Source organism: Haloarcula sp. DT43 (assembly GCF_037078405.1).
Classification (GTDB): domain Archaea; phylum Halobacteriota; class Halobacteria; order Halobacteriales; family Haloarculaceae; genus Haloarcula; species Haloarcula brevis.
The window spans coordinates 300,501-323,945 of record NZ_JAYMGZ010000001.1; the positions used below are offsets into that span (position 1 = coordinate 300,501).

Genomic DNA, 23,445 nt, shown 5'->3' on the forward strand with positions numbered 1-23,445 from the left:
CGGTGTGCATGTGGACTGGTATGCGCGAGGTCGAACGCTCTCGGTTCGTGATGGCGCGGCCGCCGGCTGTCCACCGCACGCTCTCCCCGGAGGCAGTCGTCGCGGCCGAGGGGACGTTCACGGTGTCGACCGTCGAGGAGACCGACACGGGCACGGTGGTCACCGCGGCCGGCCCGGGGATGTCGGTGCCGCTCCGGTTCGAGACCCGGGACGACGGGCTCCGGTACACCGCCGAGGGCGAGGTCGGGCCGTTCGACCACCTGGAGACCGAACTCACGGTCACGCCGGAGGGGAACGGCTCCCGTCTCACGATGCGTTCGACCGTCTCCCTGAACCTCCCGCTGCCCTTCGCCGACCGCATCGCCGCCTGGAAGCGCGGCAACGAACTGGAGCGAGCGCTCGACGAACTGGCGGCCGACGTGCCCGGGGCGTGAGCCGGCGACGGCACAGCCCGCTCGTCGCGGTCCGTGAGACGACCGCGCACAACCACGGCACGTTTAGGAGCTGGAACCTACATGCACGACCATGAGCATCCTCGATAGCGTCAAGGAGGCACTCACGTCACAGTCGGACGCGAAGTCCCGCCCCGACGACGGCTCACAGGGCGCGTACTGGTGTGACGACTGTGGCGTCCGCATCCGGGACGTCGACCTGGAAGGCGAGCCGGTCTGTCCGGACTGCGGCGCGGAGATGCGCTTCGAGCGCGCGGCCGGCCGCGACTGTGCCTGCTAGGGTCTCCGAATCACCGTCTCCTCGCCCTGTTCCGCCGGGAACGGCCCCCTCGACGGGTCGCCGCCACCCCACTCCTCGTCGGTGACGAGCGCGTCGTCGAGCGCCGCCCGGAGGGCATCTTCGCCGTAGTCCGTTCCGATGAACACCAGTTCCGTCCGGCGGTCGCCGTGCTCGTCGTGCCAGTCGAGGTCCGGCCGGTTCGAGCGGTACATGTCCCGCTCTATTTCGGGGAGGCTCGCAATCCAGGGGCCCTGGGCCTCGGCCCGTATCGACGGGCCGGCCTGCCCGACGACGACGCGGCAGTCGGTGCCCGCCAGCCAGACGGTCCCCTTCGAGCGGACGACGCTCGCCGGCAGGTCCCGCAGCGTCTCGGCGAGCCGCTCGGGGTGGAACGGCCGGCGGCGGCGGTAGGTGAAGGAGGTGACGCCGTACACTTCCTCGGGATGGTGGTGGTCGTGGCCGTCTCCCTCGTGTGTGGCGTCCCCGTGGCCGCTATCGGCCAGCGCCCGTTTCCAGCCCGGCAGGTCGGCAATCTCGTCGGGGTCGAACAGCCCGCGGTCGAACAGTCGGTCGGGGTCGACCCGGGAGAAGGTCGTCCGAACCGTCTCGGCGTCGGGCTGGAGCGCCCCCACCAGTTCCTCGGCCTCGTCGAGTTCCGCGTCGGAACAGAGGTCCGCCTTGTTCAGCACGACGAGGTTCGAGAGTTCGACCTGTTCGACCATCAAATCCGAGAGCGGGCGGTCGGCGTCGCCGGCCGCCGTGTCGTCGCCGTCTCCATCGGCGTTTGCGTCCACTGCCCCTTGGCGTTCGGGTGTCTCGCCGGCGAAGGCGTCGAGGAACAGCCTGGTGTCGAGCACCGTCACGAGCGTGTCGACCCGATAGAGCGCCGCCACTCGGGATTCGGTGGTGAACAGCCGCGCGACCGGTGCCGGCTCGGAGATGCCCGACGATTCGACGACGAGCGCGTCGAAGTCCCGATTGTTCGCCAGCCGGACGACCGCGGTTTCGAGGTCGTCCTGTAGCTCACAGCAGATACAGCCGTTCGACAGCTCCGCGACCCCGTCGTCGACGTCGAGTTCGGACCCCTCCGCGATGAGTTCGGCGTCGACGTTGACCGTCCCCATGTCGTTGACGAGGACGGCGATGTCGCGGTCGCCGGCTTCCGTCAGCAGGTGGTTCAGGAGCGTCGTCTTCCCGGCCCCGAGGCTGCCCGAGAGAATCGTGACGGGAATCGTGTCGCGCATACCCTCCGTTGTGGACCGGCTCCCTTCAAATCGCGCCTCGCTTCCGGCGGCCGGACACGACCGCCGTCGCGGCGCGTGGGCGCTGTCGACGGGGAACTGCGACAGGTTTTACTCCGTGCCTCTCGCACACACCACCCACGATGGAACTGGCCGACCGAATCGAGCGCTTTCGCCGGACGTTACGGGAGTGGGCGCGCGGGCTGTACCACGGCATGATAACGCATCCGGCCTACGAGAAGATCGAGAAGGAGGCCGAGGACATCGAGGACGCGTTCATGCTGGCCTGTTTCCCCGACGCCTTCGGCATCCCGTCGCCGGTGTCGTACTACACCGCCGAACTGCTGCCGTACCTCGAAGACACCTTCGAGGCCTGGGAGCGGCGGCTGTGGGACCGCGGGTCGTACATCGAACGCAAGGGCCAGCAGTACCACTTCTGATGGAGCCGTTCGTCTTCTTCGGCGGCAAGGGCGGGGTCGGCAAGACCACCGTCTCCTGTGCCTACGGCATCAAGTCCGCACGTGCGGGCCTCGACACGCTCGTCGTCTCGACGGACCCGGCCCACTCCGTCACCGACGTGTTCGACCAGGAGTTCGGCGACGAGCCGGCCCCCGTCGAGGGCATCGACGGCCTCGACGCGCTGGAAATCGACCCCGAGACAGAGAGCCAGCGCCACCTCGACGGCATCCGGAACGACCTCTCCGAGCAGGTGTCGGCGGCGATGGTCAACGAGATAAACCAGCAACTGGAGATGGCCCACCAGACTCCCGGGGCCTACGAGTCGGCGCTGTTCGACCGCTTCGTCGACGTGATGCGCAACGCCGACCCGTACGACCGTGTGGTCTTCGACACCTCGCCGACCGGCAGCACGCTTCGCCTGCTCGGCCTGCCGGAGTTCCTCGAAGGGTGGATAGACCGGCTGATGCACAAACGCGAGAAGAGCATCGACCTCTTCGAGAAGGCCGCCATCGGCAACAACGAGCCCCGCCGTGTGATGAACGGCGACCCGGTGCTGGCCCGCCTACAGGACCGCAAGGAGTTCTTCGAGTTCGCCGGCGGCGCGCTCCAGGCCGACGCCGCCTTCTTCCTCGTGCTCAACCCCGACCAGCTCTCGGTCAACGAGACGCGACGCGCCATCGACGAGATGCGGGAGCGCGACCTCTCGGTCCGGGGCCTCGTGGCGAACAAGCTCACGCCCGAACCGAACCCCGACGAGAACGGCCGCGGGGCCCGATACCTCCGGGACCGCGTCGCCACCGAGAGCGAGCGGCTCCGCGAGGTCCGGGAGACGCTCGACCCGCCGCTGGTCGCGGAAATCACGACCCGGACGGCGGAGGTGAAAGGCGACCTGCTCGATGACGTGGCCGCCGAACTCGACGTCGAGACGGCCGCCGAGACACCGACGTTCGTCTGACCCGCTCATGTGGCGGCCGTGCACGACCGATAAGTAATCAGATATTGGATTTTTAATTGACAATCGAAGCGGCGTGTCAGAGTCGGTTTTGACGGCCTCCGTAAGTATAAGAAATATATAATAACTATTAATAGGCCAATCTTGGTTAATATTCATGCACACCTATGACTCAAGTAATCTGGATCGTACTGGCCGTACTGGTGACGTTCAGCGTGGGGTATCTGGGGTACTCGAAGTACCTCGCACGGTTCCTCGAACTCGACGACGACAACGAGACACCGGCGCACAAATACGAGGATGGGCAGGAGTACGTCCCGTCGAAGAAACCAGTGTTGCTGGGTCACCACTACTCCAGTATCGCGGGTGGCGCGCCCATCGTTGGTCCGATTACGGCGGGCGCGGTGTGGGGGTGGGTTCCCGCCCTGCTGTGGATAGCCATCGGGAACCCGCTGATGGGCAGCGTCCACGACTTCGTCTCGCTGTCCGGTTCGCTCAGACACGAGGGGAAGTCCATCGGCTACATCATCGGCGAGTACATCGGCGAGGGAGGCAAGAACATGCTGCTGTGGTTCGCCTTCCTCACCATCATCCTCGTCGTCGCGGTGTTCGCGCTGGTGGTCGCCATCGTGTTCGACGCGTTCCCGCAGGTGACGACCGCGAGCTTCGTCTACATCGCGCTGGCCTTCTTGCTGGGGGTGTACCTCTACCAGCTGAACGGGCCGTTCCTCCCCGGGACCGTCGTGTTCGTGACGCTGGTGTTCGCCGGCGTGTACGCGGGCATCCAGTACCCGTTCGCGCTGTTCCCGGCGGTCGGCGACGCGAGCTACCCCGCCGGGACGCTCGTCCTCGCGGACGTGCTGAACCTGGGCACCGGGCAGTGGATACCCGGGTCCTCCGCGACGGCGATGAACCCCAACCGTGCGGCGTGGGTGCCGATAATCATGGTGTACGCGGGCATCGCGAGCGCGCTCCCGGTGTGGGTGCTGCTCCAGCCGCGTGACTACCTGTCGTCGTTCCTGCTGTACGCCGGCGTCGGCGGCGCGCTCGTGGCCGTCATCGTCGGTACGATATTCGGCACGGCCGCCACCGACAGCGGCTCGCTGGTCATCGCGGACTCGATGGGTGCGTTCAACGGCTTCTGGGGCGTCGAGGGCGCGGGCCTCGCGCCGCTGTTCCCGCTGCTGTTTATCACCATCGCCTGCGGGACAATCAGTGGCTTCCACTCGCTGGTGTCCTCCGGGACGACGGCGAAACAGTTGAACAAGGAGACCGACGCCCGCCTCATCGGGTACGGCGGGATGCTCGGCGAGGGGCTGCTGGCCGCCGTCGCGCTGTCGACGCTCGCCGTGGCCGGCTTCGCCGACCCCGCCGGTGGCATCGGCGCGGCGCTCCCGAACTTCGCGACCGGCGGCGGCATCATCTTCACCAGCCTCGGTATCCCTCAGACCTTCGGCGCGCCGTTCATGGCGCTCGTGCTGGTGAGCTTCCTGCTGACCTCGACTGACACGGCCGTCCGACTCGGCCGGTACATGATGGAGGAAATCGTCGGGCTCCGGGCGGGCGAGACGGCCTCCGGCTTCGAGGTCGGCGGCGGCCTCCGCTCGACGCTCGGCGAAATCGGCCGGGGCCGCTACACGAACCCGGTTGTCCAGGCCATCCCGGCCTACCTGATGGTCATCTCCGGCGAGTGGCTCACGCTATGGGCCCTGTTCGGCGGCGCGAACCAGCTGCTGGCCGCGCTGGCGCTGCTGACCGCGACCGTCTGGCTCGCTAACTGGGACGACAGCAAGCAGCTGTACTCCACTGGCGTGCCGATGGCTATCATGACGACTATCACCATCCTGGGGCTGTCCTGGCTGGCGTTCTACAGCAACCTCTACCAGAACCTCATCCAGGGCGGTGCCGAGGGCACCGCGGCAATCGCCTCCTCGACCGTCCAGATGGTGCTGGCGCTGGTCCTCATCGGCCTCGCGCTGGCGCTGGTAAAGAAGGGCTACGACAACATCAGTACGGTCCGCGAGAACTACGGTGGCGGCGTCGCCGAGCCGAGCGACGACTGACACCGCGACTCTTTCTCCGCGTTTCGCGCCGCCAGCTACGCGTCCCGCGTCACCGCGTCGAACGGCGGCGTGGTGTCGGCCGCGGTCGTCGCTATCGCCGTCACCGCGTCCTCTCCGGCACGGACCCGAACGCGGGCGAGCGGCCGCTCCGTGCCGTCGACCGTCGCTGTCGCCGTCGTCCGCGTCGTTTCGGTCCCGAGCAGCGTCGCCGACCCGCGCTCGGCCCACTTCGAGACGACGAAGCCGCGCTGGGTCGTCATTTCCAGAACCGCTTTGCGAGCCGCGACAACACCCCTTCCTCGGGCTGGGTCACGTCCTCCCAGAGGACGAACGCCTCGACCACGTCGGCGGCCTCGCCGGCGACGGCCACCTGCTCGTCGGGAACAACGACGCCCAGATTCACCTCGTAGTGGCCGTAGTAGCCGAACTTCAACAGCGTGCGCTCGCGCTGGTCCTCGACGAACGACCGGACTTCCTCTGGCAGTTCGTCGGCGACCAGGACGAACGTGAAGTCGGTGCGGTAGTGCTCCTCGTTGCCGGTCACGCGCTCGTCGGCCAGGTCGTGGCCCAGTTCGACCAGCCGCTCCAGTTCGCCGACCGTCGGCCGGTCGACCCGCCGGGCGTAGAGGTACTCCTCGGACTCGTGGTCGCCGTAGGACAGCGCCGGGTGGAAGAACTGCTTCTGGTTCAGCACCCGCATCTCGCCGTAGAGGTCCCAGCGCTCGCCCCGGAGCCGGTGGTCCCGCTCCAGCGTGTAGTTGTACATCAGGCGGTCGCTCACCCGGTCGAAGTACGGGTCGTCCGTCCAGTGTGGGACCTCCTCGACGATTTCCTCGGGCAGTTCCGACTTCGGGACCGCACCGGTGACCGGGTCCTCCCAGCCGTCCGCACCGTAGTCGGTCGGGTCCTCGCCCGACCGGGACTCGGAGTCCTCGCTCATCGTGTCGAATCGGGCGAGCGCTCAGTTCGTACCGGTCCCCTGCCGCGGTAGCTCATACCATGGCGATGCCGTGTCGGACGCTTAAGCCCGTCGGTCAGGCGAGGTCGTTCACGGGCCGTACACGACCGCCTCGGCAGGTTTTTGATGCTGGGCTATCAATTAATCACTGACAATCATGTCGAAAGACACCGAGGCCTGCGGCCGCTGTTCGATGAGCGTCGTCGTCGACGCCGTCGACGAGAACGCGGGCGACCGGCCTCACGACCCCTTCGGCGACGACCGCATCGAAGTCGACCGGCGGGCCATCGAGCGCGTCTCGCCCGAGGCCTGGATGGGGCGACTGTCCTCGCGGGTCAACGCGGCCGTGAGCCGCTACGTCTGGGGCCGGTAGGGTCACAGCGCCGCGTCGATGGCCCAGAAGAGCCCGTAGCTCAGCCCGAAGGCCAGCGCGAGCGACCCGACCCAGGCCAGCACCGTCTTGCCCATCTTCTCCCGACTGACCTCGCCGCCGCCGGCGGCCGCCCCGGAGCCGACGATGGCGGAGACGATAATCTCGTTGAACGACACCGGAATGCCGAAGAAGACGGCCGCCTGCGCGATGATGAAGCTCGGAATCAACGCGCCGATGGACCGCCGCGGGCCCAGCGAGGAGTAGTCCTGTGCCAGCGCCTTTATCATCCGCGGCGCGCCCGTCCACGAGCCGACGAGGAGGCCGAGGCCGCCGAACAGCAGGACCCCGGTGATGGGAATGGCGGCCGTCGGCCCCTCGCCGAGCAGGGGCACCAGCGGCCCGAGCGCCAGGCCGACCTGGCTCCCGCCGGCGGAGAAGGCCACGAGACCACCCATCACCAGCAGGAAGTGGCGCTGTCCGGCGGCCGCGTCCGACCTGATGTCCAGATACAGCAGGCCCGCCGCGACAGCGCCGACCAGTAGCGTGACGGCGACCATCGACGGGAGTCCCGGCGTTCCGGCCGCCCGCACGACGGCCCGGGCCACCGACGCCTGTTCGCTGCCCGGCGCGAGGAGGACGAACTCGATGTTCGCCAGAATCATCCCGACGAGTCCGGCCAGCAGCGGCACGAGCCGCTCCTCGGTGGTGGCCTCGTGCCGGAGCGACCACGCCGTTCCGAAGGCGATACCCCCGCCGACGAAGGGGGTCAGGACCCACAGCGAGACGATTTCGATGTACTTGGCCGTCGCCGGCTGGCCGCCCATCGCCAGCCCGACGCCGACGACCGCGCCGGTGACGGTAAACGCCGTCGCGATGGGGTAGCCGGTGAAGATGCCGACGGCGACCAGCGCCGCCGCCGTCAGCAACGCGACGATGGCGGCGATAGCCGAGAGACCGCCGCCGCTCGGGAACACGACGAGTTCGCTGCCGACGGCCTGCGTGACGTTGGCCCCCTGGAGCACTGCGCCGGCCAGTCCGAGGAGCCCGACGAAGAACCCGGCCCGCATCACCGAAATCGCGTTCGCGCCGACGGCCGGCGCGAACGGCGTGGACCCGGACGAGCCGGCACCGATGGCCCAGGCCATGAACAGACTCGCGGCTGACGCGACAACAAGCGTCGCAATCGTACTCGTCGCGACCATCTGTCACGGCGTTTGCCCCGCCCTGCAATGAGCCTACCGTTCGCACGCCCGTCCTGGGCCGACGCACGGCGGGCGAACCTTCAGGTGCTAGCGCGTGGTTCGGTCCCGTATGTCCGCCACTGAAGAGACTGTCCGTGTCTGGCTGGTCGAACGGACCTACTCCGACGACGAGCAGAACCTCATCATCCTCACGTACGCGACGCCCGACGGCGAACGGTACTTCCGCAAGGAGCGCGCCCTGACCTCGTTTTCCGACGTGCGGGACACGACCGCCGCCGTCGACGCCGACCCCGACAACCTCGGGTCCGTCGACGACGAGGGCCTCCGGGCGCAGTACGCCGCCGAAGCGACGCGGATGGCCGAACAGCACGACCCCGACGACGTTATCTAACACCGTTCGTCTTCGCTCTCGGACGCAGAACCGCTGCCGGCGACACGGCGGCCGCCTCAGTTCGTCTTCGCGTCGACGATGCTGGAAGACGACGCCGCTCGCACTCCGGCGAGCTTAGTTCGTTTTCGCGTCGACGATGCTGGAAGACGACGCCGCTCGCACTCCGGCGAGCTTAGTTCGTCTTCGCATCGGTCTCCTCCCCCGGCTCCGTCGCGTCCACGCCCTCCGCGGCCTCGACGGCCTCGGTGACCTTCTCGGTGTCGACGTGCCAGCGGTCGACGGTCTGCTCGAAGTCGGCGAGCTTGTTCGAGACGCGCATCTTCAGGTCGTCGTCGTTGACGTTGACCTCGAAGACGTACTCGGGGCGCTCTTCGTCGCCGACGCGCCGGAGGTTCGCGCTGATGAGGTCGTTGTCGAAGTAGTACGGCGCTATCTGGGTCATCACGTTGCGGTAGACGGTGTCCTCGACCTTCCGCAGGGCCTTCCGGCTGGCCGAGTCGGCCGCGCGGGCCACGTAGTCGACCGACTCGCTCCAGCGCTCCATCGCCTCGTCGGGCTCGTCGAGGTTCTCGTAGGACTCGCTGAGCTTCTCGCCGGCGGTCTGGAGGTCCTCGTCGGGCCCCTTGCCAGCCTGTTCCCCCTTGCCCTCGGCGACGCTCGCCTGGTCGGCGGTCTTCTCGTTTACGTCCTCGTCGAGTCGCTCGTGGCTCTTGGGCCGCCACTCGTCGAACTCGCCGAGGGCGTCCTCGTCGACGGGCTCGCCCGATGCGATGTCTTTCAGCGCCTGCGTGATGCGCTCGCCGTGTTCGACGATGTCGACCCAGCCGCCCTTCGTCTTGAATCCCGAAACGCTCTCTTCGATGTCTGCCATGGTATAATAGTCGGTCTACGACAGCCGCGTGGCCTGCTTCGGTGGGCTGTCCATCTGTACACTCCGGATTGCTGCTCAGTGGGGTTAAACGTTTCCGCCGTGGTGATACGTTCCGGACGCGACGGTGGGCCCCGCTCCGGTGGCACGCGGACCGCTCGCGGCTCGCTTCGCCCACCACCGAACGACCGCTTATAAGGATTGCGCGCGAACGAACGGTCGATGTCATCCGCACTGTTCGTGGTAAGCGAGCACGGCTACTGGGGCGAAGAGTGTATCGAACCGCTGACGACGCTCACCGACGCCGGCCTGGATATCACGGTGGCGACGCCGACCGGCGAGCCGCCGGTGCTCGACGAGCGCTCCGTCGACCCCGAGGACGTTGGCGAGGAACTGGCGGCACACGTCCGGGAGGTCCACGAGACCGACGAGCGGCTGAACGACCCAATTGCGCTGGCCCAGGCCGACGCCGACGACTACGACACCGTCGTGTTCCCCGGCGGTCACGGCGCGGAGTGGGACGTCACGCAGGACACACACGCCCGTGCACTGCTGCGTGAGACCGTCGCCGGCGACGACGGCACGGCCCTCGTCGTCTGTCACACCGTCGGGATTCTGGCCTTCACCCGCGACAGCGACGGCGCGTTCCTCGTCGACGGCCGCTCGGTCACCGGCTTCCCGAACGCCTGGGAGGAGGGCATCGTCGACGAGAACGACCTGCTCCCCGACGGCCGGAAGCTCCCGTACTGGGTCGAAGACGAGGTGAAAGCCGCCGGCGCGGACTGGGACGCCGAGCTCGACGCCGACACCAGCGTCACCGTCGACGGCGACCTTATCACGGCCCGCGGCCCGTCCTCCTCGGCCGAGGCCGCCCGGACGCTGCTGGACGAACTCGGCATCGAGACGCCCGCCTAGAGGGCCGTCGTGACGATACGTTGGAAGTATAGATTGCAGTGAATGTGTCGAAAAGTATTATTTCTCACCTCGCCGCCTTTTCACGTTCGGGCCCCGTCCGGTGAATCACTCTGTCACACGCTATCGAACAATATAGTCAAATAGCGACTGTATACTAGCTAACATTCTTGAATACCCCGTGCAATGTAGACATACGTATGACTAACAACTCCACGCGTAGGCGGTTCCTCAAGACAGCGGGCGTCGCAGGTGTTGCGGCTCTCGCCGGCTGTGGCGGTGGCGGCGACGGTGGCGACGGTGGCGACGGTGGCGACGGCGGCATGACCGAGACGGAAGGCGACGGTGGCGACGGTGGCGACGGTGGCATGACCGAGACGGAAGCCGAGGTAGACACTCGCCTCTCGTGGCACGCCGGCGGCACCGGCGGGACCTACTTCCCGCTCTCGAACGAGTTCAAGACCATCGTCGAGGACAACACGGACTTCACGCTGAACGTTCAGTCGACCGGTGCGAGCGTCGAGAACGTCGGCAGCCTCGCCAGCGGCGACGCCGACTTCGCGCTCATCCAGAACGACATCGCGTACTTCGCGAAGAACGGGACCGGCATCGACGCCTTCCAGGACAACGCCATCGAGAACCTGCGCGGCGTCGCCACGCTGTACCCCGAGACCATCACCGTCGTCACGCTCGGTGACACCGATATCACCCAGCTCTCGGACCTCTCCGGTGCGACGATAAACACCGGCGACCTCGGCAGCGGTACCCAGGTCAACGCGAACCAGATACTCGAGGCGGTCGGCATCACCGACTTCACCGAGCAGAACGCCTCGTTCTCTCAGGCCGCCGACCAGCTCCGGAACGGCGACATCGACGCCGCGTTCGTCGTCGGCGGCTGGCCGGTCGGCGCTATCGAGGACCTCGCCAACACCAACGACCTCGTCATCGTCCCCATCGAGGGCGACAACCGCGAGGCCGTCAAGGACGCCGCCTCGTGGTTCGCCGACGACACTATCCCGTCGGGTACGTACACGGGCGTCGACAGCGCCACGGAGACCGTCGCCGTTCAGGCGATGATTGCGACGAACGCCGAACAGCCCGAACAGACGGTCGAGACAGTCACCGGCGCTATCTTCGACAACGTCGACGACCTGTCCATCAAGACGGACTTCATCAGCGCGGACTCCGCACAGGACGGGATGTCCATCGAACTCCACCCCGGCGCGGCGGCCTACTTCGACGCGTAACGCCGCCTGCCGCCACCCGTATTGCCCGCTAACCGTTTTCTATCACCCAAAACCGGAATGAGACGACGATACGCCGCCGTCGCAGTGCTCGTCGCGCTCCTCCTCGTCGGGACCGTAGCGGCGCTGCCCGGCGGCCGCGCGCTGGTCGTCGAGGACGCCGAGACCGGCGACCGCTACCTGACGGTCCCGGTCGAGAACGGGACGACCGTCGCCTTAGAGTACACCCACAGCGTCGAGAAGACCCGCGTCTACGACGAGTACACGGTCCGTGGCGACCACCTGGAGATGACCCGCATGGAGTTCGAGTCGTTCGGCTGGGGCCTGCCAAGCGGCGCGAACGTCACTCGGGAGGACGGTGTGTACGTCTTCGACCCGCCGGGGAACTACACGCAAGTGACAGTCTCTCCCGGTGATGTCGCGGGACACAAACTTCACGTCGGAGCCGACACCTACGACTTGGTAGCCCGCACCGACGGGCGCTCGGTCGACATCCACGTGACCCGGCGCTCGGCGTTCGGTGCGATGACAGACCAGCTCAACACATGACTGACGACACACCACCTGACGACGGCGGAGAGGCCGTATCGGACGAGGAAGTCGACCAAGTGCTCCAGGAGATAGAGCGAAAGCGGTCGCTCACAGGCTGGGCCGTCGTGGCCGTCGCGCTCATCGGCATCTCGTTTTCGGTGTTCCAGATGTGGCTCGCGGCGAAGGGGTTCGTCCTCTCGATTTCGCTCCCGGGCGTGGGCGACGTCGTGTTCGCGTCGCTGCAACTGCTCCAGATTAACGCCGTCCACGTCTCCTTCGGCCTCATCCTGACGTTCCTGCTGTATCCGGGGACCACCGGCGACGGACCGCTGTCCCGTCGCTGTATCGCGCTCGGGTCGCTGGTCGACGAGAAGCTCGGCGCGGACCATCCGGCGTCCCGCGCCGTCCACGCCGTCGGGGCCGCCCTCTCGTGGGCGTTCCTCGACTCTGAGATGGACCGCGTGACGCCGTCCGACCTCGCCTTCAGCGCCCTGGCGGTGCTGTCGGCCGCGTACTTCATCACCGACTTCCAGGAGATACAGCGGATGCGTGCCCTGGGACTCGAACGCGGCCGGCCGATTCAGGAAGTGTTCACCTTCCTCGAGCCGGCCGCGGGGCTGCTCGGGCCCCTCGCCGACACCTCCTACGCGTTCGTGCTGGGCGTGCTCGGCGTCCTGCTCGTCCTCGAAGCGACCCGCCGGGCCATCAGCCTCTGGCTGATGGTCATCGTCGCGGCCTTCGTGGTCTACGCCCGCTTCGGCGTCCTCATCCCGCAGGACGCCGCCTACGTCGGCGTGCTCTCCATCCCGGAACTGTCCTGGCCCTCCATCATCCAGAACCTCTGGTACAACACGGAAAACGGGGTGTTCGGGATTCCGGTCACCGTCTCCGTGCAGTTCATCTACATCTTCATCCTCTTCGGCGCGTTCCTTGAGATGTCCGGCGCTGGGCAGTGGTTCATCGACCTCGCCTACGGCGTGACGGGCACCCGGAAGGGCGGCCCGGCGAAGGCCTCTATCCTCGCCAGCGGCTTCATGGGGACCATCTCCGGCTCGTCCATCGCCAACACGGTCACGACCGGGGCGTTCACCATCCCGCTGATGAAGCGGTCGGGGTACTCGCCGGAGTTCTCCGGCGGCGTCGAGTCGTCGGCCTCCTCGGGCGGTCAGATTCTCCCGCCGGTGATGGGGGCCGCCGCCTTCCTCATCGTCCAGTACACGGCGACGCCGTTCGCCGACGTCATCGTCGTCGCCACCATCCCCGCCATCGTCTTCTTCTTCGGCATCTGGGTGATGGTCCACTTCGAGGCGGTCAAGGAGAACATCGGCGGCCTCGACCCCTCGGAGTTGGTCGACATCCGCAGCCACTTCCGCAGCGGGTGGTTCTACCTCGCGCCGATTTTCCTCCTGCTGTACTATCTCATCGTCGAGCGGCTGTCGGTCTCCCGCTCGGCGTGGTTCACGCTCATCGCCATCGGGGCGCTCATCACGCTCGTCGCGGCCTACGGCGACGAGACGCGCACCCGGCTCGGGGCGATTCTCGGCGTGCTGTTCGGCGCGTCGTTCCTCTCGCAGTTCCTGTTCGGTGCCGGCGTCCTCGGCGCGCTGGCCGGCGACGGAACCGGGAGCCAGTCGCTCATGGCCGCGTTCTCGGCCACCGTCGGCGAACTCGGGACGATAGTGATACTCGCGGGCGTCCTCACGCTCGCCACCCGGCCGCGGCTCGACGCGCCGCTGCTGTCCTTCGACGGAGCCGTCGACGACACCGCCGAGACGACCGCCGACGCCGTCGGCCGCCCGGAACTGGCCTCGAACGGGCTGTACAAGCTCGGCGTCTTCCTCGGGAAGTCGATGGAGAACGGGGCCAGAACCGCGGTCCCGGTCGTCATCGCTGTCGCCGCCGCCGGCATCATTCCGGGCGTCATCAGCGTCTCCGGCCTCGGGCCGAACCTCGTATCGCTCATCACGGCCGTCGCCGGCGGGTCGCTGGTCCTGCTGTTGCTCGTCACCGCCGTCTCCTCGATAATCCTCGGGATGGGGATGCCGACGACGGTGACCTACATCATCCTCGTCTCGCTGCTCGCGCCGGCGCTGACCGAGTTCGGCGTCCCGCTGCTGGCGGCACACCTGTTCATCCTCTATTTCGGCGTCATCGCCGACATCACGCCGCCGGTCGCGGTCGCCGCCTACGCCGCCTCCGGCGTCGCCAAGTCGGACGCCTTCGAGACCGGCATCGAGGCGTTCTCGCTGTCGCTGAACAAGGCCATCGTCCCGTTCGCGTTCATCGTCACGCCGGGCATCATCCTGCTGCGGCGCAACCCCAACGCCGCCGACCTCGACGTCGGTGACAAGTACCGGGTCGTCGAAGTCGCCGACCTGCTCGACGTCGGCTACGCCGTCCCGGAGATACTGATACCCGTCATCGGCGTCTTCCTGGGTGTCATCGCGCTCGCGGCGACGGTCATCGGGTTCGCGTACGCCCCGGTCTCGCGGGGCGAACGGGTGGCGTTCTCGTTCAGTTCGCTCCTCCTGATGGCTCCCGGCCTCGCGGTGTCGGGCACCTACGACGTGCTCGGGCTGGTCGGCATCAGCGGCGGCGAGATGACGGTGCTGCTCGACGTCGTGCTTCGCGGCGTCGGTCTCGTCCTGTTCCTCTTCCTCATGGCCAAGAACCGCCAGCGCGGCGGTGACCCCGCGACGCAGGCTGGCACGCCCGAGCCGGCCTGACTCTCGGCGGTCCGTCCCGAAACCTCTCGAAACAGTTACAGCCGACGGTGTGAGTGAGAACCGTTTAACCTATCGGCGGTCAACGGGCACGATATGCCAATCGAACAGCGCGGCGACGCCTCCGTCGTCACGCACGCGCTGGCGCGAGACGAACTGACGCGGATACGAAACGTCGAGACCGAACAGGTCGCCTTCCGCAAGGGGCTGGTCCGGCTCGGCCGTATCTGTGGCTACGAAATCATCGACGGGCGGATGGAGACCGAGTACACGGAGATACAGACGCCCCTGACCACCACGATGGGCGAGCGCGTCAAGGGCCTCGACGACGTGGTCATCGTCAACGTCCTCCGTGCGGCGACGCCGTTCGTCGAGGGACTGCTCAAGGCCTTCCCCCGCGCCAGACAGGGCGTCATCTCCGCCAGCCGCGACGAGGAGGCCGGAATGAACGACGACGGCGAGTTCCCGATTTCCGTCGAGTACGTCAAACTGCCGGAGATAACCGAGGAGGACACCGTCATCATCGCGGACCCGATGCTCGCGACCGGGTCGACGATGACGACCGTGCTCGAGTACATCGCCTCGGAGAAGACAGAGCCCGAGAACCTGCTCGTCCTCGCCGCCGTCTCCGCGCCCGAGGGCATCGTCCGCGTCTCGGAAGCCGAGCCGGACGCCGACATCATCAGCGTCGCTATCGACGACGAACTCGACGAGGACGGGTTCATCGTCCCGGGTCTGGGCGACGCCGGCGACCGGGCCTTCCGGACGACGTGACCTGCGCGGTCGCCTGAGAGGCGAAACCCTTTTATCTCCCGACCGAATCAGCCGATGATGTCGCGTTTTTCGAGTTCACTCCGACCGCTGTACCCCATCGCTTCAACTGGAAACCGACAGACAGCGACGCAATTTCTGTGCAGGTGAAACGATTGGAGCGGCCGTAGGCCGGCCCGCGCCGACGTGGGGTCCCGGCGACCAGTCACGGACCGGGAGGCTTTCGTACCGACGGGACACCAACCCGGTATGGCCCGACGCCGATACCGAATCGCGGACACCGCCCAGCAGCTCGTCGGGGGGTTCCTGCTCGCGGGACCGTTCGTCGTGACCGAGGAGGTCTGGGTGCTGGCCGAGAACATGTCCTGGTATCACGCGGTACTCGTCGTCGGTATCGTGTTCGCTATCGGCTACGGAGCGCTGTACAAGGCCGACGCCGACCGTGACGTCGACACCGAGGCGGAAGTCGTCGGCATCCCGATACGGTTCGTCTCGCTGATGGGTGTCGCGTTCGGCTCGGTCGCCATCCTCGCGGTGGCGTTGACCGCCCCGGACACGTTCCTCGTCGACGGCGGGATTCTCCCGTCGCCGACGCCGATGGCGGTGTTCCTGACGACGCTGAAAGCCATCACCGTCGGTGCCATCTTCAGCGTCGTCGGGGCCGCGACGGCGGACAGCGTGTTCTGACCGGGACCCGCACACTTAATTGGGTTCCACTCTCGTTGATGTGCATATGGAGTATACGCTGGCTATCGACAACGCGCCGGAGACCGTCCCGGGTGGCACGGGGGTACTGCTCCTGCATCCGAGCACCGGCGAGACGGACCGACTGGACACGGACTTTCTCTCGACCGACACGGACTCGATGCTCGTCATCTCCACCCGGACCACCGCCCGGGAGGTCAAGCAGAAACTGGAGTACTACGAGGTCGACGAGTCGAAAGCGACCATCCTCGATACGCTGTCGGTCGAGCGCGGCTACACCCGCCGTCGCTCCGAGGGCGTCCGCTACGTCTCCGCGCCGGACGACCTGTCCGGCATCGTCGCCGAGACCGAGAGCTTCCTGCGGGACCACGACGGCAAGCTCCGGGTGACCTTCGACTCGCTGACGGAACTCATCTACTACGCCGACGAGGAGGGCGCGCTCTCGGCCGTCGAGGACATCCTCGACCTGCTCGATGAGTACGACGCCGTCGGGATGTTCCACCTCGCCGACGAGGTCCACGACGAGGCGACGGTCGCGACGTTCCGGGACCTCTTCGACGGGGTCATCGAGCTGTCCGAGGACGGCACCATCACGAGTTCCTTCGGGGAGTGACCGGCCGCGCTCCCGGAACCGCCGCTCCTTCGTGCGGTTCGTGACACCGATATTTCAATTCGACCCCTCAGAACGGTTCGACGCGCTCGAACCAACCGGTGTTTTCCCCCGGCAGCGACGCCAACGCCCGCGTATGTGAACTCTTACCAGACCAACAACAATTAAGAGGGTATAACCCACATACAGGGTTGTATGCCGGAATGCCAGAACTGTGGTAATTTTGTAACGGCTGACTACGCGCGTGTGTTCACGCCGAACGGGGTCGAAAAGCCCAGGGTCTGTCCCCAGTGCGAAGACAAGATTCGTGACGGGGCGGACGTCCGTGAGGCCCGGTCCACGCGTCGCGGATAGAACCGGTCTGGAACTGCCGCCCTGTGACCTGGCGGTTGCGGGGGCCGCTCTCTTCTCCGCTCGTAACCGCTGTTTTCCGCGGTCTAGCGTCGCGCGTCGGCCAGGAGCGCCCGTGCCTCGTCGAGCACCGCGTCGGCACGGTCCGAGGTACGGGCCTCGGCGGTAATCCGAACGAGCGGCTGGGTGCCGCTGGCCCGGAGGAGGAACCACGCGTCGCCGAGGTCGACGCGGACGCCGTCCAGCGTCGTCACGTCGTCGTAGGCGTCGGTCACCGACTCCCGGACGCGGTCCATCACCGCCGCCTTCTCGTCGGTCTCGACGCTGTCCCGGCGGATGGGGTAGTCCGGCACGTCGGCGGCACGCTCGCCGAGCGGCCGCTCGCTGTCCAGTGCCACGGCGGTACAGGCCGCCAGCGGGCCGTCCGGACACAGCGTCCGCTCGGGCCATATCCACGCGCCGCTTGGCTCCCCGCCGAAGGCGACGCCCTCGGCGCTGGCGGCCTCGGCGACGTACACGTCCCCGACCGGCGTGTACTCGACGCCCACGTCGATGTCGTTGAGGTGGTCCGCGACGGCGAGGCTCGTGTCGACTGGGACGGCGACGCGCTCGCCCGGCGACGCCACGGCGCGGGCGAACACGGCCAGCAACACGTCGCCCGAGAGGAAGGTCCCGTCGGCCGCCACCGCGCGCATCCGGTCCGCGTCCCCGTCGTGTGCGATCCCGAGGTCCGCGTCGGACTCGGCCACCAGCGTCGCCAGCGACTCGCAGTTCTCCGCCTTCGGCTCCGAGGGCCGCCCGGGGAACGCGCCGTCGGGTTGGCCGTTCAGCGTCTCGACGGCACAGCCCAGTTCCGAGAGGGCGTCGACGCTGACCCGGCCCGCGCCGTTGCCGAGGTCGACGACGACGTGACTGTCGAGGTCTGCGTCCCCGAGTTCCGCGACCAGCGCATCGACGTGGCGCTGGCCGGCGTCCCAGGATTCCTGGCCGCCGCTCTCGTCCCACGCCGCCGGCTCGAACGCCCCGTCGGCCAGTCGCCCTTCGATGGTCGCCCGCAGGTCCGCGTCGAAGGCCTGTCCGCTGGGCTGCCAGAGCTTGATACCGTTGTCCTCCGGCGGGTTGTGGCTAGCTGTCACCGCGACGCCCGCGTCGGCGTCCTGCCAGGCCACCGCCCGGCCGATGGTGGGCGTCGCCGCGGTGCCGAGGTCGACCACGTCGACGCCGCTCTCCCGGAGGCCGGCCACCAGCGCCGCCTGCAGGTACTCGCCGCTCGCCCGCGGGTCCCGCCCCACGACCACTCGCTCGCAGTCGATTCCGAGCGCCCGTCCCACCGACAGCGCCAACTCGGCCGTCACCGTCTCGCCGACGGGGCCGCGAATGCCGCTCGTTCCGAACTGTGTCATTACCGTCCCTGCGTCGGCATCCCCCTAAAACCCAACCGGCATCCGCCGGACATCGCTGGCCGCCGGTGGCGGCGCGTTCCGCTACCGGTCCGGCGACCACTCGCAGGCCGTGCCGGTGGTCAGGTCGGCCGCGTCGATGTGGGCCGCCAGACAGCCGTAGTTACAGAACTGCCCCGTCGGCTTTCCTCCGGGCGATTCGCTGACGAACACGGGGTCGTGGGCCTCGACCGGACAGCCACAGTACGTGCAGTCGGTCATACGGGTGTTTGCGGTCGGGAGAACAAACGTTTTGTCCGCGTCTGTCGACCCACCGCACATGAAACAGGGCGGCTCTGACGCGGCCAAGCGGGCAGCGGGGGAATCGGCGGCAGAGGCGGTCGAGGACGGCATGGTGGTCGGCCTCGGGACCGGGTCGACGGCGGCCCACGCCATCCGCGCCATCGGCCGGGCGGTCGACGCCGGACTCGACGTGGTCGGCGTCCCAACTTCCTTCCAGTCGCGCGAACTGGCCCGCGACTGCGGGATTCCGCTCGCGGATCTCGACGACGTCTCGGTCGACCTCGCCATCGACGGGGCCGACGAGGTGGCCGGCGGCGACCTCATAAAGGGCGGCGGCGCGGCCCACGCCCGAGAGAAGGTCGTCGACGCGAGCGCCGACCGCTTTCTCGTCGTCGCCGACCCGACGAAGGAAGCCGAGGTGCTCGCACACCCCGTCCCCGTGGAAGTCCTCCCGATGGCCCGCTCGACGGTCGCCGCGGCGGTCGAGGACCTGGGCGGCGACCCCCAGCTCCGCCGTGCGGAGCGCAAGGACGGCCCGGTCGTCACCGACAACGGGAACCTCGTGCTCGACTGTGACTTCGGTGCTATCGAGGGCCCCGCCGGGCTCGCCGGCGACCTCGCTGGAGTGCCCGGCGTCGTCGAGCACGGGCTGTTCGTCGATATGGCTGACGAGATTCACGTCGGCAGTCCCGACGGCGTCGCCGTTCGAACGCCGTAGACAGCTGTCGCTGGTCGGTTCGCGTCCAAAAAAACGCTGCTCGGAGTGACCTTACAGGTCGCGCGGCTGGACCGTCTTCCGGTCGTTCTCGTCGGCGCGGCGGGCTGCGTCCTGAAGCAGCTCTTCGACTTCCTCGTCGAGCGCGTCGTAGAAGTCGGACGCTACGTTCATGTCGTTGAGCTCTTCCTTAACAGCGGCTTTGACGATTAGGTCTGCCATACAGACGGGGTATCGACGGGGGTTGCTTATATACTTTCTCCAATTAGTTCGCTCTCGCCGCTATTCCCGGCAGTTTGAGGGCCTGTGCGGCACGTAACCCCTTATAAATCCATGATTGTGTCCTCCCGGCCCCGTCAAAAGGGGCCGTTCCCGACGCAACGGGCGGCCAGTGTCGCGTAAATCCGGTCGAGCGTCGCTCACGCGCGCTCGAACGGGGCCGACCGCGGACCGGCGACTCCGGACCGACGGATAGGAGTGGCCGGGTCCCTCAGTGGGTCCCATGCGCGACATACTCGATTCGGTTGCGGCGGGCGACCTCTCCCCGGCGGAGGCCGAGGCGGCGCTTGCGGGCTACGCGACCAGCGGGGCCGGTCGGTTCGACGCCGCTCGGGAGGACCGCGCCGGCGTCCCCGAGGCCGTGCTGGCGGACGGGAAGACGCCGGCAGAGATAGCGGACCTGGCGGCGACGGCCATCGAGACGACGGAGCGGGCCATCGTGACGCGGCTCGACGCGGCCGACGCGACCGCGGTCCGAGAGCGACTGACCGAGACTGCCCCCGACGCGACGGTCCGGTGGGACGACCGCTCGAACTGGCTGGTGGCGACGACGCCCGCCTTCGAGCGCCCGTCGCTGGACGCGACGGTGGGCATCGTCACTGCCGGGACTTCAGACGCCGTGCCGGCCGGCGAGGCCGCCCTCATCGCCGAGGAGATGGGGGCCACCGTGACCCGCATCGACGACGTCGGCGTGGCGAGCCTCGCCCGGACGATTGACGCGGTCGACGCCTTCCGGGACCAGGACGTGCTCATCGTCGCTGCCGGCCGCGAGGGCGCGCTCCCGACGGTCGTCGCCGGCCTCGTGGACGTGCCGGTCATCGGCCTGCCGGTCTCGACCGGTTACGGCCACGGCGGCGCGGGCGAGGCCGCCCTCTCGGGCCTGCTCCAGTCCTGTACCGCCCTCTCCGTGGTGAACATCGACGCCGGGTTCACCGCCGGCACCCAGGCCGGCCTCATCGCCAGACAGCTCGACGATGCGCGGACGTAGGCACCCCCGGCGGCCGCGGGCATACCCAAGTATTTGGGTAAAGAGCTATGAGAACCACGCGCGTACGCGTATACGTCGGCGGTGGTGTCGCCGACGAACACGATGCCTGAATGTGATCATTGCGGCGCGCACGTCTCAGACCAGTTCGCCCGAGTGTTCGCTGACGAACGCGGACATATCCGGGCGTGTCCGAACTGCTCGGCGAACGCTGGCATCGCCGAGGTATCGAGAGAGCGCGCTCAACAAGTGTGAGGCCTGCTGGGCCACCAGCATCGTGCGATGACTACCGCGCGGAGCCCTTACCACGTGTACGTCCTCCGTTGTAGCGACAACACCTTTTACACCGGCTACACGACCGACGTGGAGCGCCGTGTCCGCGAACACGACGCCGGCGACGGCGCGAAGTACACGCGCGGTCGGACGCCGGTGGATCTCGTCCACGTCGAGTCGTTCGACTCACAGTCGGCGGCGATGAGCCGTGAGTACGAGATAAAACAGTACACCAGAGCGGCGAAGGAACGACTCGTCGAGTCCAGCGACGCCGAGACGGCCTTCGACGTCTGAGCGGCCGCCACGTCGGTTCCACGGGCCGTCGGCCGCCGCCTTGGGGGTCCGAATCCACCCCGAGGACCGCGACGTGACAGCTCGCCGATGGGCGTGATTTTTTGTCGAGGGGCCGAGAACCGCGGGCCATGGACAACGACGCGGATGCCGACGCAGGTGCAATCGCCTTCGGGACGGACGGCTGGCGGGCGACGCTGGACGTGTTCACGAAACCGCGGGTCCGGATGGTGGGCCAGGCCGTCGCCACGACGCTCGCCGAGCGCGGGGCGAGCGGGACCGTCGCCATCGGGTACGACGCCCGCGAGACCTCCCCCGGGTTCGCCGACGAACTCGCGCACGTCCTGCGTGCGAACGGCTTCGACGTCCTCCTGCCCGAGCGGGACACACCGACGCCAGTCGTCGCCTGGACGGTCAAGGACCGCGACCTCGCCGGCGCGCTCCAGATTACGGCCAGCCACAACCCGCCGGAGTACAACGGCGTGAAGTTCATCCCCGGCGACGGGTCGCCGGCGCTGCCGGACTGGACGGCCGCCTTCGAGGAGAACCTCGCCGTGCTCGACCCGCTGCCTGAGGACGAGTGGGGCGAGCGAACGGAAGCGGACCTCGTCGCTCCGTACGAAGAGCACGCGCTGGACTACGTCGACGCCGACCTCGACGGCCTGCCCGTCGCTTACGACGCGCTGTACGGGAGCGGCCGCGGCGTCACCGACGCCCTCCTGACCGCCGCCGGGGCCGACGTGACGCGACTCAACTGCGAGCAGGACCCCGAGTTCGGCGGCGGGTCGCCGGAGCCGTCGGCGGAAAACGCTGAGGGGCTCGTCGAGCACGTCTGCGACGGCGACGCCGCACTAGGGATTATCAACGACGGCGACGCCGACCGCATTGGCGTCGTCACGCCGGCGCGGGGCTACCTCGACCCCAATCTGTTCTTCGCCGCGATGTACGACTTCCTGCTCGAAGACGGGACGGGCGACGTGGTCCGGACGGTCTCCACGTCGAGCATCGTCGACCGCGTCGCCGAGGCCCACGGGCAGGCCGTCCACGAGGTCGCCGTCGGCTTCAAGTGGGTCGCCGAGGCGATGGCCGACCACGACGCGCTGTTCGGCGGCGAGGAGTCCGGCGGCTTCGGCCTGCCGGACCACCTCCGGAACAAGGACGGCGTCATCATGGCGCTGGCCGCGGCCGCCGCCGAGCGCGAGGAACCGCTCGACGCCCGCGTCGACCGCCTGCTCGCCGAACACGGCGAAATCCATCAGGACCGCATCAGCGTCGACTGCCCCGACGACCGGAAAGCGGCCGTCCTCGAAGACCTCGAAGTCGCCCTCCCCGATTCCCTCGCCGGCGTGGCGGTCGACGGCGTCAACACCGTCGACGGCTTCAAGATTCGCCTCGAAGACGGGACCTGGGTGCTCGTCCGGCCCTCGGGGACGGAGCCGAAACTCCGCGTCTACGCCGAGGCCGGCAGCGACGAGCGCGTCGACGAACTGCTATCGGCGGGCCGGGACCTGGTCGAGCCGCTCGTCTGAGTTCAGCCGTCCGTGCTGACGACGTACGTGCCGGCCACGCGGTCGCCGAGCCGCTGGGCGTCGTCGCTCGCGAACATGACGGCTGCTTCGACGAGGAGCCACCCGCCCATGAGAACGAGCGCGAAGAGGAACCCGAAGCCGCCGAGGACGCCGCCAAGCAGGAGCATAACCGGGAACGGCGCGAGCAACACCGCCGTTCGGACCAGCCGGGCACGCTGGCTCGGTTGCGCCCCCGTCTCGTCGACGACCGCGACGTTCCGGGACCGCTTCCCGACCGTCTCGTTGTCCGTCGCGTAGTACCCGAAGTAGTAGACGAGCACCGCGCCGATGGCGAGCCACAGAGCGAAGTTGATGAGGATACCCACGAGTCCCACGGCCAGCATCGACCCGCCGCCCATCGCGCCCGGGCTCTCGGGGGTGGCGGCGGCCATCGCGCCCACCGAGAGGACCGTGTTGAGTACGAACGTGACGAGCCACAGGGCGAACGCGACGGCGCTCAGGAGGGTGAAGTCGATGAGGTAGGCCACGACCCGGTCGCCCGTGGCCTCGGCGGCGTTCTCGGGGACAGTTGCTGACATCGTTTTAAAATCGTTCTCGAAACTGTA

29 protein-coding genes are annotated in these 23,445 nt (G+C 67.8%); 20 read left to right on the forward strand and 9 right to left on the reverse strand.

The annotated features are described in order from the left end of the window. Window positions 1-20 precede the first annotated feature (20 nt). Window positions 21-434: an SRPBCC family protein gene (locus VI123_RS01600; protein WP_336336328.1), complete on the forward strand. Its 414-nt coding sequence runs from the start codon at window positions 21-23 to the stop codon at window positions 432-434. 91 nt (window positions 435-525) lie between these two features. Next, on the forward strand, window positions 526-732 hold the full coding sequence (locus VI123_RS01605; RefSeq protein ID WP_336336329.1) for a hypothetical protein: 207 nt from the start codon (window positions 526-528) through the stop codon (window positions 730-732). Here the strand turns inward: VI123_RS01605 and VI123_RS01610 are convergent. Further along, window positions 729-1,976, reverse strand: a complete 1,248-nt coding sequence (locus VI123_RS01610; RefSeq protein WP_336336330.1) for a CobW family GTP-binding protein — start codon at window positions 1,974-1,976, stop codon at window positions 729-731. The two genes, VI123_RS01605 and VI123_RS01610, sit on opposite strands and share 4 nt — an antisense overlap. A 140-nt stretch (window positions 1,977-2,116) precedes the next feature. On the opposite strand from VI123_RS01610, the gene VI123_RS01615 reads away from it, so the two are divergent. From VI123_RS01615 to VI123_RS01625, 3 genes are all read left to right on the forward strand, one after another. Next, window positions 2,117-2,413 (forward strand): hypothetical protein, encoded by a 297-nt coding sequence (locus tag VI123_RS01615; RefSeq protein ID WP_004959670.1) that lies wholly within the window; start codon window positions 2,117-2,119, stop codon window positions 2,411-2,413. Beyond that, window positions 2,413-3,387: an ArsA family ATPase gene (locus tag VI123_RS01620; protein ID WP_336336331.1), complete on the forward strand. Its 975-nt coding sequence runs from the start codon at window positions 2,413-2,415 to the stop codon at window positions 3,385-3,387. The genes VI123_RS01615 and VI123_RS01620 overlap by 1 nt, the downstream gene beginning before the upstream one ends. 164 nt (window positions 3,388-3,551) lie before the next feature. After that, the gene (locus tag VI123_RS01625) at window positions 3,552-5,447 is read left to right on the forward strand and encodes a carbon starvation CstA family protein (RefSeq protein WP_336336332.1); all 1,896 of its coding nucleotides are present in this window, start codon (window positions 3,552-3,554) and stop codon (window positions 5,445-5,447) included. A gap of 35 nt (window positions 5,448-5,482) precedes the next feature. Here VI123_RS01625 and VI123_RS01630 read toward each other — a convergent pair whose 3' ends face one another. Further along, entirely contained in the window at window positions 5,483-5,707 is a 225-nt protein-coding gene (locus tag VI123_RS01630) for a hypothetical protein (RefSeq protein WP_336336333.1), read from the reverse strand. Continuing rightward, window positions 5,704-6,387, reverse strand: a complete 684-nt coding sequence (locus VI123_RS01635) for a hypothetical protein (protein WP_336336334.1) — start codon at window positions 6,385-6,387, stop codon at window positions 5,704-5,706. Before VI123_RS01635 ends, VI123_RS01630 begins: the two co-directional genes overlap by 4 nt. Window positions 6,388-6,562: 175 nt before the next feature. Between VI123_RS01635 and VI123_RS01640 the strand changes: the two genes are divergently transcribed. Further along, window positions 6,563-6,778, forward strand: a complete 216-nt coding sequence (locus VI123_RS01640; protein ID WP_336336335.1) for a hypothetical protein — start codon at window positions 6,563-6,565, stop codon at window positions 6,776-6,778. A 2-nt stretch (window positions 6,779-6,780) separates the two neighbouring features. Here the strand turns inward: VI123_RS01640 and VI123_RS01645 are convergent, their stop codons facing one another. Continuing rightward, entirely contained in the window at window positions 6,781-7,980 is a 1,200-nt protein-coding gene (locus VI123_RS01645; protein ID WP_336336336.1) for an inorganic phosphate transporter, read from the reverse strand. A 109-nt stretch (window positions 7,981-8,089) separates the two neighbouring features. Here VI123_RS01645 and VI123_RS01650 point away from each other — a divergent pair, with 109 nt between their 5' ends. Beyond that, window positions 8,090-8,371 carry a hypothetical protein gene (locus VI123_RS01650; protein ID WP_336336337.1) on the forward strand — a complete coding sequence of 94 codons (282 nt, stop codon included), beginning with the start codon at window positions 8,090-8,092 and terminating at the stop codon, window positions 8,369-8,371. A gap of 172 nt (window positions 8,372-8,543) precedes the next feature. On the opposite strand, the gene VI123_RS01655 is transcribed toward VI123_RS01650, so the two are convergent. Then, the gene (locus VI123_RS01655) at window positions 8,544-9,242 is read right to left on the reverse strand and encodes a DUF5828 family protein (RefSeq protein WP_336336338.1); all 699 of its coding nucleotides are present in this window, start codon (window positions 9,240-9,242) and stop codon (window positions 8,544-8,546) included. Window positions 9,243-9,461: 219 nt separating this feature from the next. Between VI123_RS01655 and VI123_RS01660 the strand changes: the two genes are divergently transcribed. From VI123_RS01660 to VI123_RS19365, 8 genes are all read left to right on the forward strand, one after another. Next, on the forward strand, window positions 9,462-10,154 hold the full coding sequence (locus tag VI123_RS01660; RefSeq protein WP_336336339.1) for a type 1 glutamine amidotransferase domain-containing protein: 693 nt from the start codon (window positions 9,462-9,464) through the stop codon (window positions 10,152-10,154). A gap of 197 nt (window positions 10,155-10,351) precedes the next feature. After that, window positions 10,352-11,398, forward strand: a complete 1,047-nt coding sequence (locus tag VI123_RS01665; RefSeq protein WP_336336340.1) for a TAXI family TRAP transporter solute-binding subunit — start codon at window positions 10,352-10,354, stop codon at window positions 11,396-11,398. Between the two features lie 57 nt (window positions 11,399-11,455). Next, window positions 11,456-11,944 (forward strand): DUF1850 domain-containing protein, encoded by a 489-nt coding sequence (locus VI123_RS01670; protein WP_336336341.1) that lies wholly within the window; start codon window positions 11,456-11,458, stop codon window positions 11,942-11,944. Further along, window positions 11,941-14,652: a TRAP transporter permease gene (locus VI123_RS01675; RefSeq protein ID WP_336336342.1), complete on the forward strand. Its 2,712-nt coding sequence runs from the start codon at window positions 11,941-11,943 to the stop codon at window positions 14,650-14,652. Before VI123_RS01670 ends, VI123_RS01675 begins: the two co-directional genes overlap by 4 nt. A 93-nt stretch (window positions 14,653-14,745) precedes the next feature. Further along, window positions 14,746-15,423 (forward strand): uracil phosphoribosyltransferase, encoded by a 678-nt coding sequence (gene upp / locus VI123_RS01680; protein ID WP_336336343.1) that lies wholly within the window; start codon window positions 14,746-14,748, stop codon window positions 15,421-15,423. 246 nt (window positions 15,424-15,669) lie between these two features. After that, complete coding sequence (locus VI123_RS01685; protein ID WP_336336344.1) at window positions 15,670-16,107, forward strand: DUF2391 domain-containing protein; 438 nt, start codon at window positions 15,670-15,672, stop codon at window positions 16,105-16,107. Between the two features lie 46 nt (window positions 16,108-16,153). Then, a complete protein-coding gene (locus VI123_RS01690) occupies window positions 16,154-16,738 on the forward strand; it encodes a DUF7090 family protein (protein WP_336336345.1) in 585 nt (194 codons plus the stop codon). A 192-nt stretch (window positions 16,739-16,930) separates the two neighbouring features. Then, entirely contained in the window at window positions 16,931-17,089 is a 159-nt protein-coding gene (locus VI123_RS19365) for a DUF7563 family protein (protein WP_044952319.1), read from the forward strand. A gap of 83 nt (window positions 17,090-17,172) precedes the next feature. Here the strand turns inward: VI123_RS19365 and glmM are convergent, their stop codons facing one another. Both glmM and VI123_RS01700 read right to left on the reverse strand, forming a co-directional pair. Next, window positions 17,173-18,489 carry a phosphoglucosamine mutase gene (gene glmM, locus VI123_RS01695; RefSeq protein ID WP_336336346.1) on the reverse strand — a complete coding sequence of 439 codons (1,317 nt, stop codon included), beginning with the start codon at window positions 18,487-18,489 and terminating at the stop codon, window positions 17,173-17,175. Between the two features lie 81 nt (window positions 18,490-18,570). Continuing rightward, a complete protein-coding gene (locus tag VI123_RS01700) occupies window positions 18,571-18,747 on the reverse strand; it encodes a hypothetical protein (RefSeq protein ID WP_407066970.1) in 177 nt (58 codons plus the stop codon). A gap of 58 nt (window positions 18,748-18,805) precedes the next feature. Here VI123_RS01700 and rpiA point away from each other — a divergent pair, with 58 nt between their 5' ends. Beyond that, entirely contained in the window at window positions 18,806-19,486 is a 681-nt protein-coding gene (gene rpiA / locus VI123_RS01705; RefSeq protein ID WP_336336348.1) for a ribose-5-phosphate isomerase RpiA, read from the forward strand. Window positions 19,487-19,537: 51 nt separating this feature from the next. Here the strand turns inward: rpiA and VI123_RS01710 are convergent, their stop codons facing one another. Then, window positions 19,538-19,705: a hypothetical protein gene (locus VI123_RS01710; RefSeq protein ID WP_004517708.1), complete on the reverse strand. Its 168-nt coding sequence runs from the start codon at window positions 19,703-19,705 to the stop codon at window positions 19,538-19,540. Between the two features lie 280 nt (window positions 19,706-19,985). Here VI123_RS01710 and larB point away from each other — a divergent pair, with 280 nt between their 5' ends. The 4 genes from larB (at window position 19,986) to VI123_RS01725 (ending at window position 22,840) form a co-directional block, all read left to right on the forward strand. Beyond that, the gene (larB, locus tag VI123_RS01715) at window positions 19,986-20,750 is read left to right on the forward strand and encodes a nickel pincer cofactor biosynthesis protein LarB (RefSeq protein WP_336336349.1); all 765 of its coding nucleotides are present in this window, start codon (window positions 19,986-19,988) and stop codon (window positions 20,748-20,750) included. A 102-nt stretch (window positions 20,751-20,852) separates the two neighbouring features. After that, window positions 20,853-21,002: a DUF7563 family protein gene (locus tag VI123_RS19370; RefSeq protein ID WP_420182198.1), complete on the forward strand. Its 150-nt coding sequence runs from the start codon at window positions 20,853-20,855 to the stop codon at window positions 21,000-21,002. Window positions 21,003-21,029: 27 nt separating this feature from the next. Next, window positions 21,030-21,314 carry a GIY-YIG nuclease family protein gene (locus VI123_RS01720; protein WP_336336350.1) on the forward strand — a complete coding sequence of 95 codons (285 nt, stop codon included), beginning with the start codon at window positions 21,030-21,032 and terminating at the stop codon, window positions 21,312-21,314. A gap of 128 nt (window positions 21,315-21,442) precedes the next feature. After that, complete coding sequence (locus tag VI123_RS01725; RefSeq protein ID WP_336336351.1) at window positions 21,443-22,840, forward strand: phosphoglucomutase/phosphomannomutase family protein; 1,398 nt, start codon at window positions 21,443-21,445, stop codon at window positions 22,838-22,840. 2 nt (window positions 22,841-22,842) lie between these two features. On the opposite strand, the gene VI123_RS01730 is transcribed toward VI123_RS01725, so the two are convergent. Then, window positions 22,843-23,418: an RDD family protein gene (locus tag VI123_RS01730; RefSeq protein WP_336336352.1), complete on the reverse strand. Its 576-nt coding sequence runs from the start codon at window positions 23,416-23,418 to the stop codon at window positions 22,843-22,845. Window positions 23,419-23,445 lie beyond the last annotated feature (27 nt).